The sequence below is a fragment of the Enterobacter cloacae complex sp. 397G4 genome, assembly GCF_050031515.1.
GTDB classification, from domain to species: Bacteria; Pseudomonadota; Gammaproteobacteria; order Enterobacterales; family Enterobacteriaceae; genus Enterobacter; species Enterobacter hormaechei_C.
Genome location: NZ_JBLGWE010000001.1, coordinates 1,328,823 through 1,347,086, shown reverse-complemented (window position 1 = coordinate 1,347,086; position 18,264 = coordinate 1,328,823). Strand labels below are relative to the sequence as shown.

Here is an 18,264-nt window from a genome sequence, read left to right as displayed (position 1 = left end):
AGGAGCAGGCCATGTCGCAATACCGTACCTTTACCGCTCAGGACGCCGTGGAGTATGCCAGGCAGTTTGGCGGACTTGACGATCCTTCATCGCTGGTAGAGGCGCAGGAAATCGGCGACGGCAACCTCAACCTGGTCTTTAAAATTTTCGACCGCGCGGGCGTGAGCCGCATCGTCGTTAAGCAGGCGCTGCCCTATGTACGCTGCGTCGGCGAATCCTGGCCGCTGACGCTGGATCGTGCCCGTCTTGAAGCGCAAACCCTGGTCGAGCATTACCAGCACAGCCCGCAGCACACGGTGAAAATCCACCACTTTGACCCGGAACTGGCGGTGATGGTGATGGAAGATCTCTCCAGCCATCGCATCTGGCGCGGCGAGCTGATTAACAACATTTACTACCCCCAGGCGGCGCGTCAGCTGGGGGAATATCTGGCTCACACCCTGTTTCACACCAGCGATTTTTATCTGCATCCGCACGATAAAAAAGCGCAGGTAGCGAAATTCATCAACCCGGAGATGTGCGAGATCACCGAAGATCTGTTCTTTAACGATCCGTACCAGATCCACGCGCGCAACAGCTACCCGGCCGAGCTGGAAAACGATGTTGCCGCCCTGCGCGACGACGCCCAGCTTAAAATCGCCGTGGCCTCCCTCAAGCACCGCTTTTTCTCGCACGCCGAAGCCCTGCTGCACGGAGACATTCACAGCGGTTCGATTTTTGTGGCCGACGGCAGCCTGAAGGCCATCGACGCTGAGTTCGGCTATTTTGGGCCGATTGGCTTTGACGTTGGCACCGCCATCGGCAACCTGCTGCTGAACTTCTGCGGCCTGCCTGGGCACCTCGGCATTCGCGATGCCGCCGCCGCGCGCGAGCAGCGCCTGACCGATATTCAGGAACTGTGGAACACCTTCGCGGAGCGCTTCCAGGCGCTGGCAAACGAGAAAGCCCGCGACGCCGCACTCAGCGCGCCGGGCTATGCCTCCGCGTTCCTGAAAAAGGTTTGGCATGACGCCATCGGGTTCTGCGGCACCGAGCTGATTCGCCGCAGCGTCGGGCTTTCACACGTGGCGGATATCGATACCATCCAGGATGAAGCCATGCGCCACGAATGCCTCCGCCATGCAATATCCCTCGGTAAAGCGCTGATTGTCATTGCCGACCGCATCGACAGCGCGGAAGAGCTGGTGGCGCGGGTGCGGCAGTACAGCTGATTTTCTCCCTCTCCCTGTGGGAGAGGGCCGGGGTGAGGGCATCAAACCGCACTCACCCCAGATACTCAATCACCGATAACCCGCCGTTATAATCCGTGCTGTAAATAATCCCCTGCGCATCCACAAATACGTCACACGACTGGATCACCTGCGGGCGGTTGGGCCGCGTATCCATCATCCTCTCCGGCGCCGCGGGCACCAGCGCTCCCGTTTCTACCGGGCGATACGGATTGGAAATGTCATACGCGCGCACGCCCGCGTTCTGGTACGTCGCGAAGATCAGCGTTGAGCTGACGAAGCTTCCCGGCCGGTTCTCGTGCAGGTTGTGCGGGCCGAAATGCGCCCCTTTCGCCACGTAGTCGGTTTCATCCGGCTGCGGGAAGGTGGCAATACTTACCGGATTCGACGGCTCGCGGATATCAAACAGCCAGATCAGCTTTTCGCCGTCCTGCTGGTTATCCAGCACCGCTTCGTCCAGCACCACCAGCAGGTCGCGGTCCGGCAGCGGCAGCGCGGTGTGCGTTCCGCCGCCAAACGGCGGGCTCCAGTTGCGATGGCTAATCAGCTTCGGCTGCGCGCGGTCCTTCACGTCCAGCAGCGTCAGTCCGCCGTCACGCCAGCTGCCATACGCGGTGTCGCCGGCAATAATCGCATGGTGCAGCGCGTAGCGTTTGCCTTCCGGCCAGCCCGGCTTCTCACCTTCGGCCTGGTTCATCCCGGGCAGCCACCAGCGCCCCGCGACTTCAGGCTTACGCGGGTCCGCCAGATCGATAGTCAGGAAAATGTAATCGGTAAAGCCGTCGATCAGCGCTGAAACGTAGGCCCAGCGGCCACCGACGTACCAGATGCGGTGAATGCCGATGCCGCTCAGCGACAGAAAGCCGATTTCGCGCGGCGCGTCCGGCGTGGAGATATCAAAGACGCGAAGCCCGGCGCTCCAGCCTTTATCCTGCACGTCGCTGACGGTCTCCCCCACCTGGCGGGTGTAGTAGACCTTCTCATCGGCAAAACGCGCATCGGCAAACAGATCCCGGGCGTTGATCACCAGCAGCAGATCGTCGTGCGCCTGGAGGTGTACGTTCCAGGTACCCGGCGGCGCGGGCACGTAACCTGCGGCTTTTGGTTTTTTCGGATCGCGCACGTCGACAATGGAAAAGCCCTGCGACACCATATGACCGATATAGGCGAAACCACGGTGCACCATCAGCTGTACACCGTCCGGACGACCGCCCTGGTCGCTATGGCCAATCAGCCGCATATTGCGGCTGTATTCGGGAGGGGGTAATTGAGACACCTTATGCTCCTTACGCCCGGTGGCGCTACGCTTACCGGGCCTACGGGTGCGAAATGTAGGCCGGGTAAGGCGCAGCCGCCACCCGGCTTGGTTTACTTGTTTTTAGCGGCAAGCGTCGCAAACCACGGCGCGATAAAATCTTCCGTCTGGCCCCGGCCTGGAATGATTTTCCCCAGAGACGCCACGTTCACCGCGCCCGGCTGGGCGGTCAGCAGCGCCTGCGGAATAGCCGCCGCCTTGAAATCGTAGGTGGCAGGCGTCGCTTCTCCGGCAATCTTATTGGCGATCAGGCGTACGTTGGTCGCGCCAATCAGCTTCGGATCTACCGCCACGCTCACCTTCCACGGGCTACCCGGCTCGCGCATCAGCTGGAGATCCTGGTTGGAGATGTCGATGCTGTAGAGCTTGATCTCGGTGCGGCCGTTCTCTTTCAGCGCCTTATACGCGCCCTGACTGAAGGCATCCCAGGTCCCCCAGATGGCGTCGATTTTACCTTTCGGGTATTTCGCGAGGATCGCCCCCACCTTGTTGGCGGTGTCGCCCTGCACGTCAGAGGAGACCGCGCCGATGGACTCCAGCTCTTTAATCTCCGGATACTGCTTTTGCAGTTCTTTGTAGGCCGCCTGACGGCGCTCCATCGGCGGGAAGCCCGCGACCCACAGCTTGACGATATTGGCCTTGCCGTTGAAATCTTTCGCCAGTTGACCAAAAGAGAGGTTGGTCAGGGAGGCATCGTCCTGCTGGGTAACGGTTACACCCGGGATCTCGCCGTTCACGGCGGTATCAAACACCGAAACTTTAATCCCGGCATCCACCGCCTTCTTTACCAGCGCGGTGGAGTACGGATCGCGCCCCTGAGAGAGAATAATCCCGTCGTATTTCTGGCTGATGGCCTGGTTCACGAAATCCTGGAATCTGGCGTCGTCCCCGTTACTTAAAAACGTGCTGACCTTAAAGCCGAGCTTTTTCCCTTCCTGAATCGCCCCGGCAACAAACTGCGTGGTGTTGTCGTCCGAGCCCAGGTTGCGGATCACCGCAATGCGAATGGGGCCGTCATGGCTGGCAATGGCGGCCGGAACCGGCGCGGGGGTAGCCGCCAGGCCCGGCAAAGAAGTGAGTAATCCAAGAGCTACCAAAGAGAGCGCAATCTTTTTCATTTATTATCCCGTTGTGTTGTCAGCGTTTTTGTATGTAAGTAATCGCCAGTGCCACCGCGAGCACCAGCCCTTTTATAATGTCCATGGCGTAATACGGCACGGAGAGCATCACCAGCCCGTTCGACAGCACGCCAAGGATCACCGCCCCCACCAGCGTGCCCAGCGCGTTCGGCTTGCCGGACCCGGCCAGCGAGAACCCGATCCACGCCGCCGCCACCGCATCCATCAGGTAGCCGCCCCCCGCATTCACCTGCGATGAACCGATACGCGAAGCCAGCAAAATTCCGCCCAGTCCCGCCAGCAGCGAGGCGATCACGTAGGCCGCCACCTTGTAGCGCGTGGTGCGAATACCGGAGAGACGCGCGGCTTCCGGGTTGCCGCCAATGGCGTACATCCGGCGTCCGTGGGTGGTCAGCGACAGGCCAAGCTGCGCCAGAATCGTCACCACCAGCATGACGATCACAATGGTCGGCACCTGCCCCAGCAGGCTGAACGCCGCCGGAATGGTCCCTTCCGCCATGTCGCCGCTCGGCAGCACCATGTTCTCGGTAATCGACCCGCCGTAGCTGTAGGTCATCGCCACGCCCTGGATGACAAACAGGCTGGCAAGGGTCGCGAGCATGTCCGGAATGCGCAGGATGACGATCAGAAAGGCGTTAAACAGGCCGACCAGCGTGCAGAGCGCAAGGGTCAGCAGAATCGACTCGGTGGTGCCGAAGCCGTGCCAGACGAAAAGCGAAATCACCAGCGCGTTCGCCAGCGACGCGGTTGACCCCACCGAGAGATCGAACCCGCCGACGGTCAGCGAAATCGAGACGCCGATGGCAATCACCGTCACGATGGCAATCGAGCGCAGAATGTTGATGATGTTGTTCGGATCGAGGAAGCTGTCCGACGCCAGGCCAAACACCGCCACCAGCGCGACGACGGTCAACAGCATGCCCCACCTGTAGAGAAAATCGAAAATCTGCTGACGGCCAGACGCCGCCGCGTTCACTGAAAGGGCCTTGCTCACGACGCCGTTCCTCCGGTTGAATAATAAAGTAGTGTCTCTTCCCGGGCCTCGGCCCCGGCGATTTCCGCCACGATGCGCCCGTCCCACAGCACGCAGATGCGGTCGCACAGCCCGACCAGCTCGGCGAACTCGCCCGAGGCGTAAATCACCCCTTTGCCCTCGCGCGCCAGGCCGTCGATCAGCTGAAACAGATCGGTTTTGGCCTTCACGTCCACGCCTTTGGTCGGCTCGTCGAATATCAGCACGCTGGCGTCATTGCGCAGCCATTTGCCGATGGCGACCTTCTGCTGGTTACCGCCGGAAAGCCGACGCAGCACCTGCCCCGGCCCGCGCGTGCGCACACCGACGCGGGCAATCACCTCTTCTGCCCAGCGCCACGCCTGACGATGACCAAACAGGCTCCAGCGCGAGAAGCTGTTATCGGCGCACACGGCAAGGTTCATGCTCACCGGCTCGTCGATAAAAATGCCCTCTTTGCGCCGCTCCTCCGGCACCAGCGCCAGACCGCGCAGTACCGAGTCTGCCGGATCGCGCGGTTTCCAGGCCTGATGGTTCAGCTCGCCGCGCGCGACGCGGCTTTTGCTGGCGCCAAACAGCGCCTTGCAGAGTTCCGTTTTCCCCGCCCCCGCCAGCCCGGCAATGCCAAGGATTTCACCTTTGCGCAGGTGCAGGGAGATATCTTTCAGCAGCGCATCGTCGTGCAGCCCTTCCACCCGCAGCAGCGTCTCCTCACCGTGCGGCGGGCGCGGGGGCGGATAGATATCGCTCAGCTCGTGGCCGAGCATCTTCTCAACAATCGCTTCGCCGCTCAGATCCGCCATCGGGCCGGACTCAATCAGCCTGCCGTCGCGCAGCACCGTCAGGGTGTCGCAGATGGCCTTCAGCTCGTGAATGCGGTGAGAGATAAACACCACGCCGATACCCTGCTGTTGCAGACGTCTTACTACCGCAAACAGACGCTCACTCTCGTGCGCGTCCAGCGGCGCGGTGGGCTCATCAAGGATGAGAAAACGGCAGTGGTGCGACAGCGCCCGCGCCAGCAAAATCTGCTGTTTTTCAGCCAGCGTGCAACTGTCGATGGAGCGGCGTACGTCGAGCGAAACATCCAGCTGCGCCAGCGCCTGCCGCGCCTGCTGGCGGATGTCGCGCCAGCTGTAGCGATGCCCCGGATGCGCCAGCTGGTCGAGCATGATGTTTTCGGCAATGCTTAACCCGGGAATGAGCGCAACATCCACCTCCTGCTGCACAAGGTGGATACCCAGCCGTTTGGCGTCCAGCGGCTCGCGGATACTTACCGGCTGGTTGTTAATGCAAATTTCGCCTTCATAACGATCGTGCGTCCCGCACAGCACCGCCATCAGCGTCGATTTCCCCGCGCCGTTGGCGCCGGTCAGCGCATGCACCGACCCGCCGTTCAGGGTGAAATCCACGCGCGACAGGGCCTGAAAGCCGGAAAAGGCCAGGCTGATACCGCGCATCTCAAGGCGACTGGAAACCATCCGCGTAAATCCTTCATTACTCTTCTGATTTAGCGAATTTTTCACAGCTCTTGTTGACTGACAACGACGTAAAAGGCATAAGTTAAAGCAAAATATTATTAGCCATCCGGATGTCCAGACATAACATCGGGTTAGCGCTTGCTAAAAAAGGACAACTTCATGAGCAACACCGATATCCGCGTCGTGCCCGGCCCGGCGAACTACTTCTCTCATCCGGGAAGCCTTGCCCACCTGGATGATTTCTTTACTCCGGAACAGCTTTCCCGCGCGGTCTGGATCTACGGCGAGCGGGCAATCGAGGGCGCACGCCCTTATCTGCCGCAGAGTTTTAACGCGACGGGGGCAAAACATCTGCTGTTTAAGGGCCATTGCAGCGAGAGTGACGTCACCCATCTGGTGAACGAGTCGGGTAGTGAAACCAGCGTGGTGATTGGCGTGGGCGGCGGTGCGGTAATGGATACCGTCAAGGCCGTGGCGCGTCGTCTGGGCGTGCCGTTCGTAGGCATTCCCACTATCGCCGCCACCTGCGCGGCGTGGACCCCGCTCTCCGTCTGGTACAACGATGCCGGTCAGGCGCTACAGTTTGAGATTTTTGACGACGCCAACTTTCTGGTGCTGGTGGAGCCGCAGATCATCCTTAACGCCCCGGCGGAATACCTGCTGGCGGGCATCGGCGATACGCTGGCGAAGTGGTACGAAGCGGCGGTGCTCGCCCCTCAACCTGATAGTCTGCCGCTGACCGTGCGTCTTGGCCTGAACGGTGCGCTGGCGATCCGTGACGTGCTGCTGGAACGCAGCGAAGAGGCGCTTGCGGATCAGCAGCGCGGCGAACAGACGCAGGCGTTCCGGGACGTGGTGGATGCGATTATTGCCGGAGGCGGAATGGTCGGCGGTCTGGGTGAGCGCTATACCCGCGTGGCGGCGGCGCACGCGGTGCACAACGGCTTAACCGTGCTGCCGCAGACGGAAAAATACCTGCACGGCACCAAGGTGGCCTACGGCATTCTGGTGCAGAGCGCCCTGCTCGGTCAGGACGACGTGCTGGCGCAGCTGGTGGCGGCGTACCAGCGCTTCAATCTGCCGACCACGCTTCGCGAGCTGGACGTCGATATTCACAACCGCGACGAGCTGGATAAGGTCATTGCCCACACCCTGCGCCCGGTGGAGTCGATTCACTATCTGCCGGTGACGTTAACGCCTGAGGTGCTGCGCGCCGCGTTTGCGAAGGTGGAATCCTTCAGCCGTTAATCGCGCCGACGGGCTATACCTAATGATGATTCTCTCCACTCTTGCAACGAGGTCATCATGCAGATCGATTTAACAGGTAAAAAGGCGCTGGTTACTGGCGCCAGTCGTGGGCTGGGGCCGCGGGGCAAATTTCCGGCACCGGTCTGGACGTGGACGGCGGTTTGAACGCCTGATCGCATCTTTTTCTGCAAGCCTCTGTCGCCCGGCAGAGGCCTGTTCGAGCCGCCTCGACGATTCGCGGTTTGCCGCTTTCTCGCGGTTTTTCTCCGCTCTACAGTACCCATAAGAAATTCGGAATTTATCTAATAGTCTTATTATTCCCTTATATTTTGTGTGGGCGTACAGTGGAGGTACGGATGAAGATTGTGTGGTCTAAAACAGCAGAGAAGCAGTTTTCTAAAATCGATACGCGATATCAGAACCGCATTAAATTCAGGCTGGAGAAGATGGATGATAAAACATCACCTGTCGCGGATATCAAGAAATTATCATCTCCCGAAAACCACTACAGGCTGCGATTAGGTGATTACAGGGTAATTTACACCTTCGGGGATCCGCCGGGTGATATCTGCTACGTAGTGGCGGTTAAACGCCGGACAACAACCACCTACCTTCATGAGGAGCATACGGAATATGACTGTTCAGTTCATAAAGGATAAAGAAGGGAAAAAACAGTATGTTGTCATTCCTTATAGTGAATATTTTCGCATGCGTTTAGCCACGCTTGAGTATGACGATGAGGATGAAAGCGACTGGGAAGACATCCCTTATGAATCAGATATCTACGATAACGTAGGTTTACCGGGGGAAGTGTGCGACGTCATGCATAACGAGAACGTCAGCCTACAGGCCGCCTGGCGCATTTTACGCGGCATGTCCCAGCAGGAGGTGGCGGAGAAGCTTGGCATCAGCCAGTCCGCCGTGTCACAGCTGGAAGCGCTGGACTCCCGACCGCAAAAGCGCACCCGCGAAAAGCTGGCGGCAATTTACGGCTGTAAACAGGAGCAGATCAGCCTCTATTTACCAAAAGAGGGTTAACAGCACTTCGCCCCGCCCTTGCCGCCGTAGCGGGCGTCCTGACGGTCGCGGAAAAATTCTTCGTAGGTCATGGGCGTCTGGTCCGGGTGGTTGACGCGCATATGCTCGACGTAGTTGTCGTAATCCGGCACGCCAATCATCATTTTAGCGGCCTGGCCCAGGTATTTACCTGCTTTGGAAAGGGTGTCGAACATAGTTCTGATCTCACAGGAAATGTAGGCCGGGTAAGGCGAAGCCGCCACCCGGCACACGGGTTAATGCGCCCCTTTCGCCTGGGTGACAATCTCGTCCAGGTTCTCAGGCATTGGCTCATACGGCGTCTCTTTCGCCGTCGGTTTGTCGACTTTCAAAGCCGCCAGCGCGGTTTTCAGAGAATACAACGCCAGCACCACAACCACCACCATAAAGAAGATGGTCAGCCCGGCGTCCAGACGGTTGTTAAACACCAGCTGCGACAGTTGAGATTCGGTGTACTGTGCCGGGATCTTACCGCTGTCGATCATCGCCTGGAACTTGTTGGCGATCGCCAGGAAGCCCACCTTATTGTCCGGGCTGAAGGCTTTCTGCCAGCCCGCGGTCAGGGTACAGATCAGCAGCCACGCCGTTGGCACCAGCGCCACCCATGCGTAACGCTGGCGCTTCATCTTGAACAGGACTACGGCACAGAGCATCAGGGCCATGCCCGCCAGCATCTGGTTGGCGATACCGAACAGCGGCCACAGGGTGTTAATCCCGCCGAGCGGATCGACCACGCCCTGATGCAGGAAGTAGCCCCACGCCAGCACGCACAGCGCCGTCGCCAGCAGGTTAGCCGGGAGTGAATCGGTACGCTTCAGGTTCGGGGAGATCACCCCCAGCAGATCCTGCAACATAAAGCGCGCCGCACGCGTACCGGCATCCACCGCCGTCAGAATAAACAGCGCCTCGAACAGAATGGCGAAGTGATACCAGAACGAGACATCCATCAGCCCGCCCAGTGCGCCGTGCAGAATGTAGGCCATGCCCACCGCCAGCGTTGGCGCCCCGCCTGCGCGGGAGATAATCGACTGCTCGCCGACCTCATTAGCGATATGCGTCAACGTTTCAGGGGTAATCGCAAAGCCCCAGCCGCTGACCACCTGCGCGGCAGAGGCAACCACGTCAACGGTGCCGGCCGGGGCCAGTACCGCCATTGGGCTGTTCATCGCAAAGTAAACGCCCGGGTCAATAATACAGGCCGAAACCAGCGCCATAATCGCCACGAAGGATTCCATCAGCATGCCGCCGTAGCCAATCAGGCAGGCCTGATTTTCATTCGCCAGCATCTTCGGCGTGGTCCCGGAGGCAATCAGCGCGTGGAAGCCCGACACCGCCCCACAAGCGATGGTGATAAACAGGAACGGGAACAGGTTGCCGGTCCAGACCGGGCCGGTGCCGTCAATAAATTTGGTCAGCGCAGGCATGGTCAGGGTCGGACGCATAATCAGAATGCCGATCGCCAGCCCGACGATGGTGCCGATTTTCAGGAAGGTGGAGAGGTAGTCACGCGGGGCCAGCAGCAGCCATACCGGCAGCACCGCCGCCACAAAGCCATAGCCCACCAGCATCCAGGTCAGTTGCACGCCGGTGAAGTCGAAGAACGGCGCCCAGGTCGGGCTTTCCGCTACCCAGCCGCCGGAGATAATGGCAAACACCAGGAACACCAGGCCAATAACTGAAACTTCACCAATGCGCCCCGGACGCAGATAGCGGATATAGATCCCCATAAACAGCGCCAGCGGAATGGTGAAGGCGACGGTATAGGTTCCCCACGGGCTGTGGGTCAAGGCTTTCACCACGATCATCGCCAGCACCGCGAGGATGATCACCATGATCATAAAGGTCGCCACCAGCGCAATCACCCCGGCGGTTGCGCCCATCTCCTCTTTCACCAGCTCACCCAGCGAACGACCGTCGCGGCGGGTGGAGACGAACAGCACCATGAAGTCCTGCACCGCGCCCGCCAGCACCACCCCCGCGAGGATCCAGATCATCCCTGGCAGGTAGCCCATCTGCGCGGCCAGTACCGGCCCCACCAGCGGGCCTGCCCCGGCAATCGCCGCGAAATGGTGACCGAACAGCACTTTTTTATCGGTCGGCACGTAGTCCAGCCCGTCGTTATGACGCACGGCCGGCGTCATGCGCGTGCCGTCTACGCCCAGTACCGTCTTCGCGATATAGCGGCCATAAAAACGGTATGCGATCAGATAAATGCAGACGGAGGCGACGACGATCCACAGCGCGTTGATCTGCTCCCCCCGGTTGAGGGCGATATAGCCCAGGGCAAAGGCTCCCACCACGGAGAGCACCGCCCACGTAAGGTATTTCCCTGAGTTGTTCATAGTTGTTGTCCGTTGTTGTGAAACAGTGAGATGTTACATTTTGTTTCTAGAACAACGGATAAAATTTAACAACTTTGAAACGCAATAATGCGTGGTCAAACCAGAGATTTACACCACAGTGTTAAGCCGATCACTTTCAGCTGAATGACTTACCCCAACACCATCGTACTCAACCGACAGGTACAGCACCGCCGCCCCTGCTCGTCGAACACCACGATCTCCCAGCTCTGGCTGGAACGGCCCAGATGCAGCGGCTGACACACGCCGCGTACCTTACCGTGAGAGACCGCGCGGTGGTGCGTGGCATTCAGTTCCGTGCCCACCACGTTCTGCCCGTCACGGGTCATCAGAAAACCGGCCATTGAGCCCAGCGTTTCCGCCAGCGCCGCCGAGGCGCCGCCATGCAGCAGGCCAAACGGCTGGTGGGTGCGGGCATCCACCGGCATCTCCGCTTCCAGCGTATCGTCCCCGAGGCGGGTATAGACGATGCCAAGGTGCCCCACCATCGTATTCAGGCTGGTGGCGTTCAGCTCCTTGAGCGTTAAATGACGTTTCCAGATCATTACGCCCCCAGCGTGGAGCCGCCGTCCACCACGATATCCTGCAAGGTGATATGGCTGGCGGCATCGGATGCCAGGAACAGCACGGTCGCAGCAATCTCCTGTGGACGGGCAATTTTACCGAGCGGAATGCCGAGCTTGAACTGCTCGCCAAAGCCGCGAATGCGCCGCTGTTCCGCATCATCGCTGGTCCACAGGGTGCGCTGCATGTCGGTATCCGTTGAACCCGGCGACACCAGGTTACAGCGTACGCCGCTGCCCGCCAGTTCCAGCCCGACGGTCAGCGCCAGGCTTTTCAGCGCCGCTTTCGACGCGCCGTAGGCGCTCATGCCGATGCGCGGCGTGTGCGCCGCGTCAGAGGCCACCGTCACAATCGCCCCCCCCTGCTGATGACGGAACTGGCCCATCGTCTGCTGGAACAGGTTGAACGCGCCGCCGACGTTGACCGCAAAGGTCTGCTGCCAGTCCTCCTGCGAGAGCTGATCCGTCGCGCCCATACGTAGAATGCCCGCCGCGTTAACCAGCACATCGAGCCGCTCAAGGCTGCTGAGCAAACGCCCGCAGACGTCACTCGCCTGCGCCGCATCCGCCACGTCCAGCGTTTCGGTGGCAAACGGATATTCGCCGTGAGGGAAAGCCAGATCGAACCCGGTCACCTGCGCCCCGGCCTCCACAAATGCCAGCGCGGTCGCATAACCAATGCCCTTACCCGCGCCCGTCACCCAGACCGTTTTACCGGTGAAATCAAAAGCCATCACTTCACCTCGCGGGAGAGCAGCGCCCACCAGGCATCGAGGGTCGGATTTTTTGCCAGCATCACGAAATCAATGTCGCCGTGCACTTTGCGCCAGCGGGCGGCCAGCGCCATCATGCGCACTGAATCCAGACCGTAGTCGATCAGGTTTTCGTCATCCATCGGCTCGTCGGACTCGTCCAGCAGCGGCAGGATCAGCTCACGCAGCGCGGCTTTGGTTGCCGGAACGGACGGCAGCAGTTCGTCGGTCATCACCACGCGGCCCGAACGTCCTGCCACGTATTTCAGCGACATCAGGTGCTCGTCGCGGGTGAAATCCGCCAGCGCGTCGGCGATAAAGAACGGTTTGATGTCGCGCATAAAGGCGTCGGTGGCGGTGGTCATGCAGCCGATGTGGGCGTACACGCCGGTGATCAAAAGCTGGTTGCGCCCGGTCTCTTTCAGCATCTGCTCCAGCGGCGAGCGGTGAAACGCGCTGTAGCGCCACTTCACCAGCACGGTGTCCGCTTCGTCCGGGGTCAGCTCAGCGACGATGCGCTGCTGCTCCGGCGAGCGAGTCAGGCCCGGCCCCCACATATCGTTCAGCAGGGCGCGGTCTTCGTCGCTCTGATCTTTCGGCTGCGCGGTGTAGTACACCGGAATATTGTGCTCTTTGCAGTACGCGCGCAGTTTAGCGATGTTCGCCACTACCTGCTGCATCATGTCGCTATTTTCGCCCCAGAAGTTCAGGAAATACTCCTGCATATCGTGGATCAGCAGCGCGGCGCGCTCCGGTTCAAACGCCCAGTTCACTTTACTGGTCGGCAGTTCGGCGGCGGTTGGCAGCGCGTATGCGGTTAATTTTGGAATGGCCATTCTCTGTTCCTCAGCCCCGGGCGCGTTCAGCAAGCCACAGGCGCAACTGTTTCTTATCAACTTTGCCGACCGGCGTGAGCGGAAGCGCATCCACGCTCTCCACGCGGTCCGGCAGCTTAAATTCGGCGACGCCCTGCTCGCGCAGGAAGCGGCGCACCTCCACCGCGCGCAGGGGCTGTTTCACCACCAGGTACGCGCAGCTTTTTTCGCCCAGCAGGCTATCCTCCATGCTCACCAGCGCGGCGTGGATCACCGCGTCGTGGCGCAGCAGCAGGTTTTCGATCTCTTCGGCGGCGATCTTCTCGCCACCGCGGTTGATCTGATCTTTCTCGCGCCCCTGCACGGTGATGTAACCCTGCTCATCAATGGCGATCAGATCGCCCGAGCAGTAGAAACCGTTGGCATCAAAGGCGCTGGCGTTGTGTTCCGGGCTATTGAAATAGCCGCGGAAGGTGTAAGGGCCGCGCGTCATCAGACGCCCGACTTCCCCGCGCGGCAGCGGGTTGCCGTCCTCGTCCGCCACCCACACTTCATCGTCCGGGCACATCGGGCGGCCCTGGGTATTGATGATGCGCTCCGGCGCATCGTCGAGGGCGGTGTAGTTCACCAGCCCTTCCGCCATGCCAAACACCTGCTGAAGCTGGCAGCCAATTTCCGCCGGAATACGTGCCGCAAGCGTGGCGGAGAGACGTGCGCCGCCTACCTGGAGCAGTTCGAGGGATTTCAGCTGGGCGTTCCCCGCGCCGTCGGCAATCGCCTGCAACCACAGGCTGACCGCGGGCGGCACCAGTGAGGTGACGTTTATCTGATGCTGCTCAATCAGCGGGAAGCAGAGCGTGGCGCTCGGATCGTTAGCCAGCACCACGCAGCCGCCCGCCGTGAAAACGCCTAACGATCCCGGCGAGCTCATGGCGTAGTTATGCGCCGCGGGAAGCGCGTTCAGATAGCGGGTGTGCGCAGTGATACCGCAGATTTCGTTGCTGCGACGGATGCTGTAGTCGTAGTCGTTGTGCGTACGCGGGATCAGCTTCGGCGTGCCGGTGCTGCCGCCGGAGAGCTGGAAGAACGCCACTTCGTCGGCGGGCGTCGGGTTCGGGATGAAATTGTCCGCCGGGCGTGCAATCGCCGCCTCCAGCGCGTGTTCGCCCTTATCGCCGCGTAGCAGCACAACGCGTACCGAGCGATGCGCATCCACAAAGGTATTGAGAAAATCATCACCCGCGAACAGCGTGTGGTCGCGATCGGCAATCAGCACGGCGGGTTTGATCTGCTCCGCGTAGGCGTTGAGTTCGCTGCGCTGATGGCTAAAGAGCGCGTTAACCGGTGCGACGCCGATTTGCAGCAGCGCGAAGAAGGTGATGTAGAACTCGGCCACGTTGCCGAGCTGCACCAGCGCTGTCTCGCCGCGATGCAGCCCCTGCGCCTGAAGGACAGACGCCAGATTCGTCACCGCCTGATTAAACGCGCGGTAGGTGATGCGGCGATCGCCGTCAATTATCGCGACCGCATCGTTGTCCGCATGGTCCGTCAGGATGTGGGTCAGCGGCAGATCCTGCCAGTAGCCTTTTTCACGGTAGCGGCGGGCAAAATCCTCAGGCCAGCGGGTAAAAGGGATGGTCATGAGTATTCCTTAGTGCAAACCAAACACGTTGAGCATGGTGGAGAGCTTCACGCCCGTCTCGCGCCACTCGCCCACCGGGGAGGAAGCAGGCACAATGCCCGCGCCGGCAAACAGGCGAACGGTATTTTGATGCAGCCGCGCGCAGCGGATAGTTACCACCCACTCGCCGTTACCTTCGCTGTCGCACCAGCCGACGATGCCGCCGAACAGCTCACGATCGAACGGCTCCAGCTCGGCAATCAGCTCTTTTGCCGCCTGATGCGGGAAGCCGCTCAGCGCTGGCGTCGGGTGCAGCAGGCAGGCCAGCGTCAGGGCGTTCTCGTTTTCACGCGCGTCACCTTCTACCGGCGTCGCCAGATGCCACAGCGTCGGGGTGGTGATGAGCTGCGGGGAAGCCGGCATGGTCAGATGATGGCTGCGCGGTTCCAGAATGGTTTTCATCGCCTGCGTTACCAGGTCGTGCTCGTGACGGTCTTTTTCGGAGGCCAGCAGCTTAGTGCCCGCTTCGCGATCCAGCACATCGTCCGGCTGACGGCGCGCAGAGCCCGCCAGCGGCAGCGAGCTAAAGTGCGCGCCCTCTTTACGCAGCAGCAGTTCCGGGCTGGCGCCCAGCAGCACGCCGCCGTCTTCCAGCGGTACGTGGAAGTTAAAGCTAGCCGGGTTCTGGGCGATAAGACGCTCCATCAGCGCGCTGCTATCAATCTGTTTGTCGGTGGCGATATCAATCAGGCGCGACAGTACCACCTTATTCACCTGCGGCGTGGCGGTGAGCGACGCGGCGCGGGCGACCATCTCCTCGAAAACCGGCTGCGGCGGGATCTCGGTGCGTTGTTGCACATTCAGCGTCTGCGCGCCGGAGGCGTAGCGTGCGGACTGCTGACGCGCCGGGCGAGAGAAGGTTTGCCAGCGTTGCGGAATAAACAGCGATGACGGTTTGCGGGTATCGAAGGGGATCGCCCCTACCATCACCGGATGGGCAATGCCGCTGTTTTTCGCATTCTGGAAAGCCTGAGCTAATTTCTGCTGAAAGGGGCCCGCCGGATCGTCACCGCCGACGGCGGGTTCAGAAAAACGGGCAAAACAGCCTGACGTGGTAAAACTGCGATAGGGCGACATAAAGAAAAAGCTGTCTGATTGCAGCGTGGTCGCGGTGTGCTGAAGGTCCTCAGCCAATGACGTATCCATATCATCCTCCTAAAATGATAAAAGCAGTAATAATGATTATCATTTATATTTTCGTCGGCTAACCTAATCCCACATCGCCCTGGTGTCAACCGCAGAGCAAACAACTTGTGCGACTAACGCTTGCATACCTTCCCCGCAATCATGAAAATGAGAAGCATTAACTTCAACAAAAACAGGATGCCGCTCTGTGAAACTCCCTGTCGTTTGCCGTAATGCCTTTCTTTTAACAGGACTTTTTGTTTTAGGACTAACCTCAGCGACGGCCGCCGACTGGCCGCGTCAGGTCACAGACAGCCGCGGCGTACATACGCTTGAGAGCAAACCGACGCGCATTGTCTCCACCAGCGTGACCCTAACCGGCTCCCTGCTGGCCATTGACGCCCCGGTTATTGCCAGCGGAGCCACCACGCCAAACAACCGCGTGGCGGATGCACAGGGCTTTTTACGTCAGTGGGGCGATATCGCGAAACAGCGTAAGGTTGCCCGGCTGTACATCGGCGAGCCGAGCGCCGAAGCGGTCGCGGCCCAGATGCCGGGCCTGATTTTGATCAGCGCCACCGGCGGGGATTCCGCGCTGGCGCTCTACGATCAGCTTTCCGCCATCGCCCCGACGCTTATCATTAACTACGACGACAAAAGCTGGCAGGAACTGCTGACCCAGCTGGGGACGATCACCGGGCAGGAAACACAGGCCGCAGAGCGCATCGCTGCCTTCGATAAACAGCTCGCCCAGGTGAAGCAGCAGATGAAGCTGCCGCCGCAGCCGGTGAACGCCATCGTCTACACCGCCGCGGCGCACACGGCGAACCTGTGGACGACAGACTCGGCTCAGGGCAAGCTGCTGCACCAGCTGGGCTTCACGCTGGCGGCGTTACCTGATGGATTGCACACCTCGCAAAGCCAGGGCAAGCGTCACGACATTATTCAGCTGGGCGGGGAAAACCTGGCGACGGGGCTGAACGGCGAAGGGCTGTTCGTGTTTGCCGGCGACCAGAAAGACGTGGACGCGATTTACGCCAATCCGCTGCTGGCGCATCTGCCGTCGGTCAAGAACAAGCGCGTCTGGGCGCTGGGAACGGAGACGTTCCGCCTGGATTATTACAGCGCGTTGTTGGTGTTGCAGCGTTTGAATTCAATTTTTAAATAAGTGGCACGTTTCCCGTAGGCCCGGTAAGCGCAGCGCCACCGGGCGTTTTGTCGGGTGGCGGCTACGCCTTACCCGACCTACAGGTTCTGCCTGAACCGACGCAACTCCACCAAAACCGCCAATAAAATTACGCCAACCACGGCTAACACAAACCCGCTGCTGCTCGCCGACGCCACCGGGGTCATTATCGCCCCCAGCCCGCCGAGGATCGCTGCGCCAATCGCATCGCCCGTGACGTTCTGCGCCGTCCACAGGCCGTTAATGCGCCCGAGCATCCCTTCCGGCGTCTGGGTCTGGATCAGGGTGTACTGTAAAAGAGAGCTGACCGCGCTCAGCCAGCCAAAAATCACCAGACACATCACCCCCAGCGCCCACACCGGCATCAGGCTGAAGAAACCAATCGCGATAAACGAGGCCAGCGTCGCCACCAGCATGATTAACCCCGGTCTCGCGCTCTGCGCCAGGTTTCCGCTGGTCAGCGCCCCGCACGCGGCGCCGAGCGGAATGGCGGCGTACAGCACGCCAATCTCTGAGGCGCTCATCTGCCACTCGCCCGCCAGCGCCGGGTACAGCACGCGCACGGCGCTCGCCATCGTCAGCAATCCGCCGAGCAGCGCAATGCCGCCAATCAGCGGGTTGCTGAACAGGAAACGAATCGCGGCCATCAGGGACTTCAGCGGATGCTCGCGCGGCTGCGGCGGGGGTGGCAGGAGTGGCAGACGCAGCAGCGTCAGGGTGGTGATAAAGGTGCCCGCCGCGGCAAGGCCGTAGTTCCACGCCACGTTGCCGGTCGCCAGCAGCAGGCCGCCGACCATCGGCGAAATCACCGATCCCAGACGCACGGTGAGCATGGTGATCGCCCCCGCCTGCATCAGGTTCTCTCGCCCGACCAGCGCGGGCGTGGCCGCCAGCAGCGCCGTCACGCCTAACGAGGCAAAAAAGCCGTCCCACAGGCCCAGGGCATAAATCGCCATCAGCGACGGCTCCGGCAGCATTGCGTTCAGACACAGCCCGACAAAGCCCACCCCGCAGGTGCCGCGCGCCAGCAGGATCAGTTTTTTACGCTCGTAGCGGTCCGCCAGTACGCCGCCCACCATCAGGCCGATAAACATCGCCCCGCCGGTTAAGGTGACGGATAACCCCACCAGCCAGCTGGAGTGGGTCATGGTCTGGATCTGTACCGGCACGGCGACCCCGAGCAGGCCGAGGGATAAAATGGAGATAAAGCGGGCGATAAAAACCGCTCGAAACGCCGGGTGCGTTTTCAGCAGGCTGTGGTTGAGCAGCCAGGATTTTTGATTCATGACAAGGCCTTGAGGT

Annotated in this window: 17 protein-coding genes; 5 read left to right on the top strand and 12 right to left on the bottom strand. The window is 60.5% G+C overall.

Features of this window, described 5'->3' with window-relative positions; all coding sequences use genetic code 11:
* Nucleotides 1–11 precede the first annotated feature (11 nt).
* On the top strand, nt 12–1,211 hold the full coding sequence (gene mtnK / locus ACQG1Y_RS06370; RefSeq protein ID WP_017694331.1) for an S-methyl-5-thioribose kinase: 1,200 nt from the start codon (nt 12–14) through the stop codon (nt 1,209–1,211).
* A gap of 52 nt (nt 1,212–1,263) precedes the next feature.
* On the opposite strand, the gene ACQG1Y_RS06365 is transcribed toward mtnK, so the two are convergent.
* From ACQG1Y_RS06365 to ACQG1Y_RS06350, 4 genes are all read right to left on the bottom strand, one after another.
* A complete protein-coding gene (locus ACQG1Y_RS06365; protein ID WP_368740715.1) occupies nt 1,264–2,505 on the bottom strand; it encodes an LVIVD repeat-containing protein in 1,242 nt (413 codons plus the stop codon).
* Nucleotides 2,506–2,597: 92 nt separating this feature from the next.
* Nucleotides 2,598–3,662, bottom strand: a complete 1,065-nt coding sequence (locus ACQG1Y_RS06360; RefSeq protein ID WP_426736699.1) for a sugar ABC transporter substrate-binding protein — start codon at nt 3,660–3,662, stop codon at nt 2,598–2,600.
* Nucleotides 3,663–3,681: 19 nt separating this feature from the next.
* Entirely contained in the window at nt 3,682–4,677 is a 996-nt protein-coding gene (locus tag ACQG1Y_RS06355; RefSeq protein ID WP_045348565.1) for an ABC transporter permease, read from the bottom strand.
* A complete protein-coding gene (locus ACQG1Y_RS06350; protein ID WP_015571168.1) occupies nt 4,674–6,176 on the bottom strand; it encodes a sugar ABC transporter ATP-binding protein in 1,503 nt (500 codons plus the stop codon). The genes ACQG1Y_RS06355 and ACQG1Y_RS06350 overlap by 4 nt, the downstream gene beginning before the upstream one ends.
* 159 nt (nt 6,177–6,335) lie before the next feature.
* On the opposite strand from ACQG1Y_RS06350, the gene ACQG1Y_RS06345 reads away from it, so the two are divergent.
* The 3 genes from ACQG1Y_RS06345 to ACQG1Y_RS06335 all read left to right on the top strand — a co-directional run bounded on the left by ACQG1Y_RS06345 (nt 6,336) and on the right by ACQG1Y_RS06335 (nt 8,462).
* The gene (locus ACQG1Y_RS06345; protein WP_368740716.1) at nt 6,336–7,424 is read left to right on the top strand and encodes an oxidoreductase; all 1,089 of its coding nucleotides are present in this window, start codon (nt 6,336–6,338) and stop codon (nt 7,422–7,424) included.
* A 356-nt stretch (nt 7,425–7,780) separates the two neighbouring features.
* Nucleotides 7,781–8,083 carry a type II toxin-antitoxin system RelE family toxin gene (locus ACQG1Y_RS06340; RefSeq protein ID WP_015571170.1) on the top strand — a complete coding sequence of 101 codons (303 nt, stop codon included), beginning with the start codon at nt 7,781–7,783 and terminating at the stop codon, nt 8,081–8,083.
* Nucleotides 8,058–8,462 carry a helix-turn-helix domain-containing protein gene (locus ACQG1Y_RS06335; RefSeq protein WP_017694334.1) on the top strand — a complete coding sequence of 135 codons (405 nt, stop codon included), beginning with the start codon at nt 8,058–8,060 and terminating at the stop codon, nt 8,460–8,462. The genes ACQG1Y_RS06340 and ACQG1Y_RS06335 overlap by 26 nt, the downstream gene beginning before the upstream one ends.
* Here ACQG1Y_RS06335 and ACQG1Y_RS06330 read toward each other — a convergent pair.
* The 7 genes from ACQG1Y_RS06330 to entC all read right to left on the bottom strand — a co-directional run bounded on the left by ACQG1Y_RS06330 (nt 8,459) and on the right by entC (nt 15,797).
* Entirely contained in the window at nt 8,459–8,656 is a 198-nt protein-coding gene (locus ACQG1Y_RS06330) for a YbdD/YjiX family protein (protein ID WP_006809671.1), read from the bottom strand. The genes ACQG1Y_RS06335 and ACQG1Y_RS06330 overlap by 4 nt on opposite strands.
* Nucleotides 8,657–8,716: 60 nt before the next feature.
* Complete coding sequence (gene cstA, locus ACQG1Y_RS06325) at nt 8,717–10,822, bottom strand: pyruvate/proton symporter CstA (protein WP_015571172.1); 2,106 nt, start codon at nt 10,820–10,822, stop codon at nt 8,717–8,719.
* Nucleotides 10,823–10,971: 149 nt separating this feature from the next.
* The gene (gene entH / locus ACQG1Y_RS06320; protein WP_368740717.1) at nt 10,972–11,385 is read right to left on the bottom strand and encodes a proofreading thioesterase EntH; all 414 of its coding nucleotides are present in this window, start codon (nt 11,383–11,385) and stop codon (nt 10,972–10,974) included.
* Nucleotides 11,385–12,137 (bottom strand): 2,3-dihydro-2,3-dihydroxybenzoate dehydrogenase EntA, encoded by a 753-nt coding sequence (entA, locus tag ACQG1Y_RS06315; RefSeq protein WP_015571174.1) that lies wholly within the window; start codon nt 12,135–12,137, stop codon nt 11,385–11,387. Before entA ends, entH begins: the two co-directional genes overlap by 1 nt.
* Nucleotides 12,137–12,991 (bottom strand): isochorismatase, encoded by an 855-nt coding sequence (locus ACQG1Y_RS06310; RefSeq protein ID WP_017382510.1) that lies wholly within the window; start codon nt 12,989–12,991, stop codon nt 12,137–12,139. The genes entA and ACQG1Y_RS06310 overlap by 1 nt, the downstream gene beginning before the upstream one ends.
* A 10-nt stretch (nt 12,992–13,001) precedes the next feature.
* Nucleotides 13,002–14,612 (bottom strand): (2,3-dihydroxybenzoyl)adenylate synthase EntE, encoded by a 1,611-nt coding sequence (gene entE, locus ACQG1Y_RS06305; RefSeq protein WP_017382511.1) that lies wholly within the window; start codon nt 14,610–14,612, stop codon nt 13,002–13,004.
* A gap of 9 nt (nt 14,613–14,621) precedes the next feature.
* Nucleotides 14,622–15,797, bottom strand: coding sequence for an isochorismate synthase EntC (gene entC / locus ACQG1Y_RS06300; protein WP_017382512.1), 1,176 nt, complete (start codon nt 15,795–15,797; stop codon nt 14,622–14,624).
* A 187-nt stretch (nt 15,798–15,984) separates the two neighbouring features.
* Between entC and fepB the strand changes: the two genes are divergently transcribed.
* Nucleotides 15,985–16,944: a Fe2+-enterobactin ABC transporter substrate-binding protein gene (gene fepB, locus ACQG1Y_RS06295; RefSeq protein WP_368740718.1), complete on the top strand. Its 960-nt coding sequence runs from the start codon at nt 15,985–15,987 to the stop codon at nt 16,942–16,944.
* Nucleotides 16,945–17,021: 77 nt separating this feature from the next.
* Here the strand turns inward: fepB and entS are convergent, their stop codons facing one another.
* The gene (entS, locus tag ACQG1Y_RS06290; protein WP_368740719.1) at nt 17,022–18,248 is read right to left on the bottom strand and encodes an enterobactin transporter EntS; all 1,227 of its coding nucleotides are present in this window, start codon (nt 18,246–18,248) and stop codon (nt 17,022–17,024) included.
* Nucleotides 18,249–18,264 lie beyond the last annotated feature (16 nt).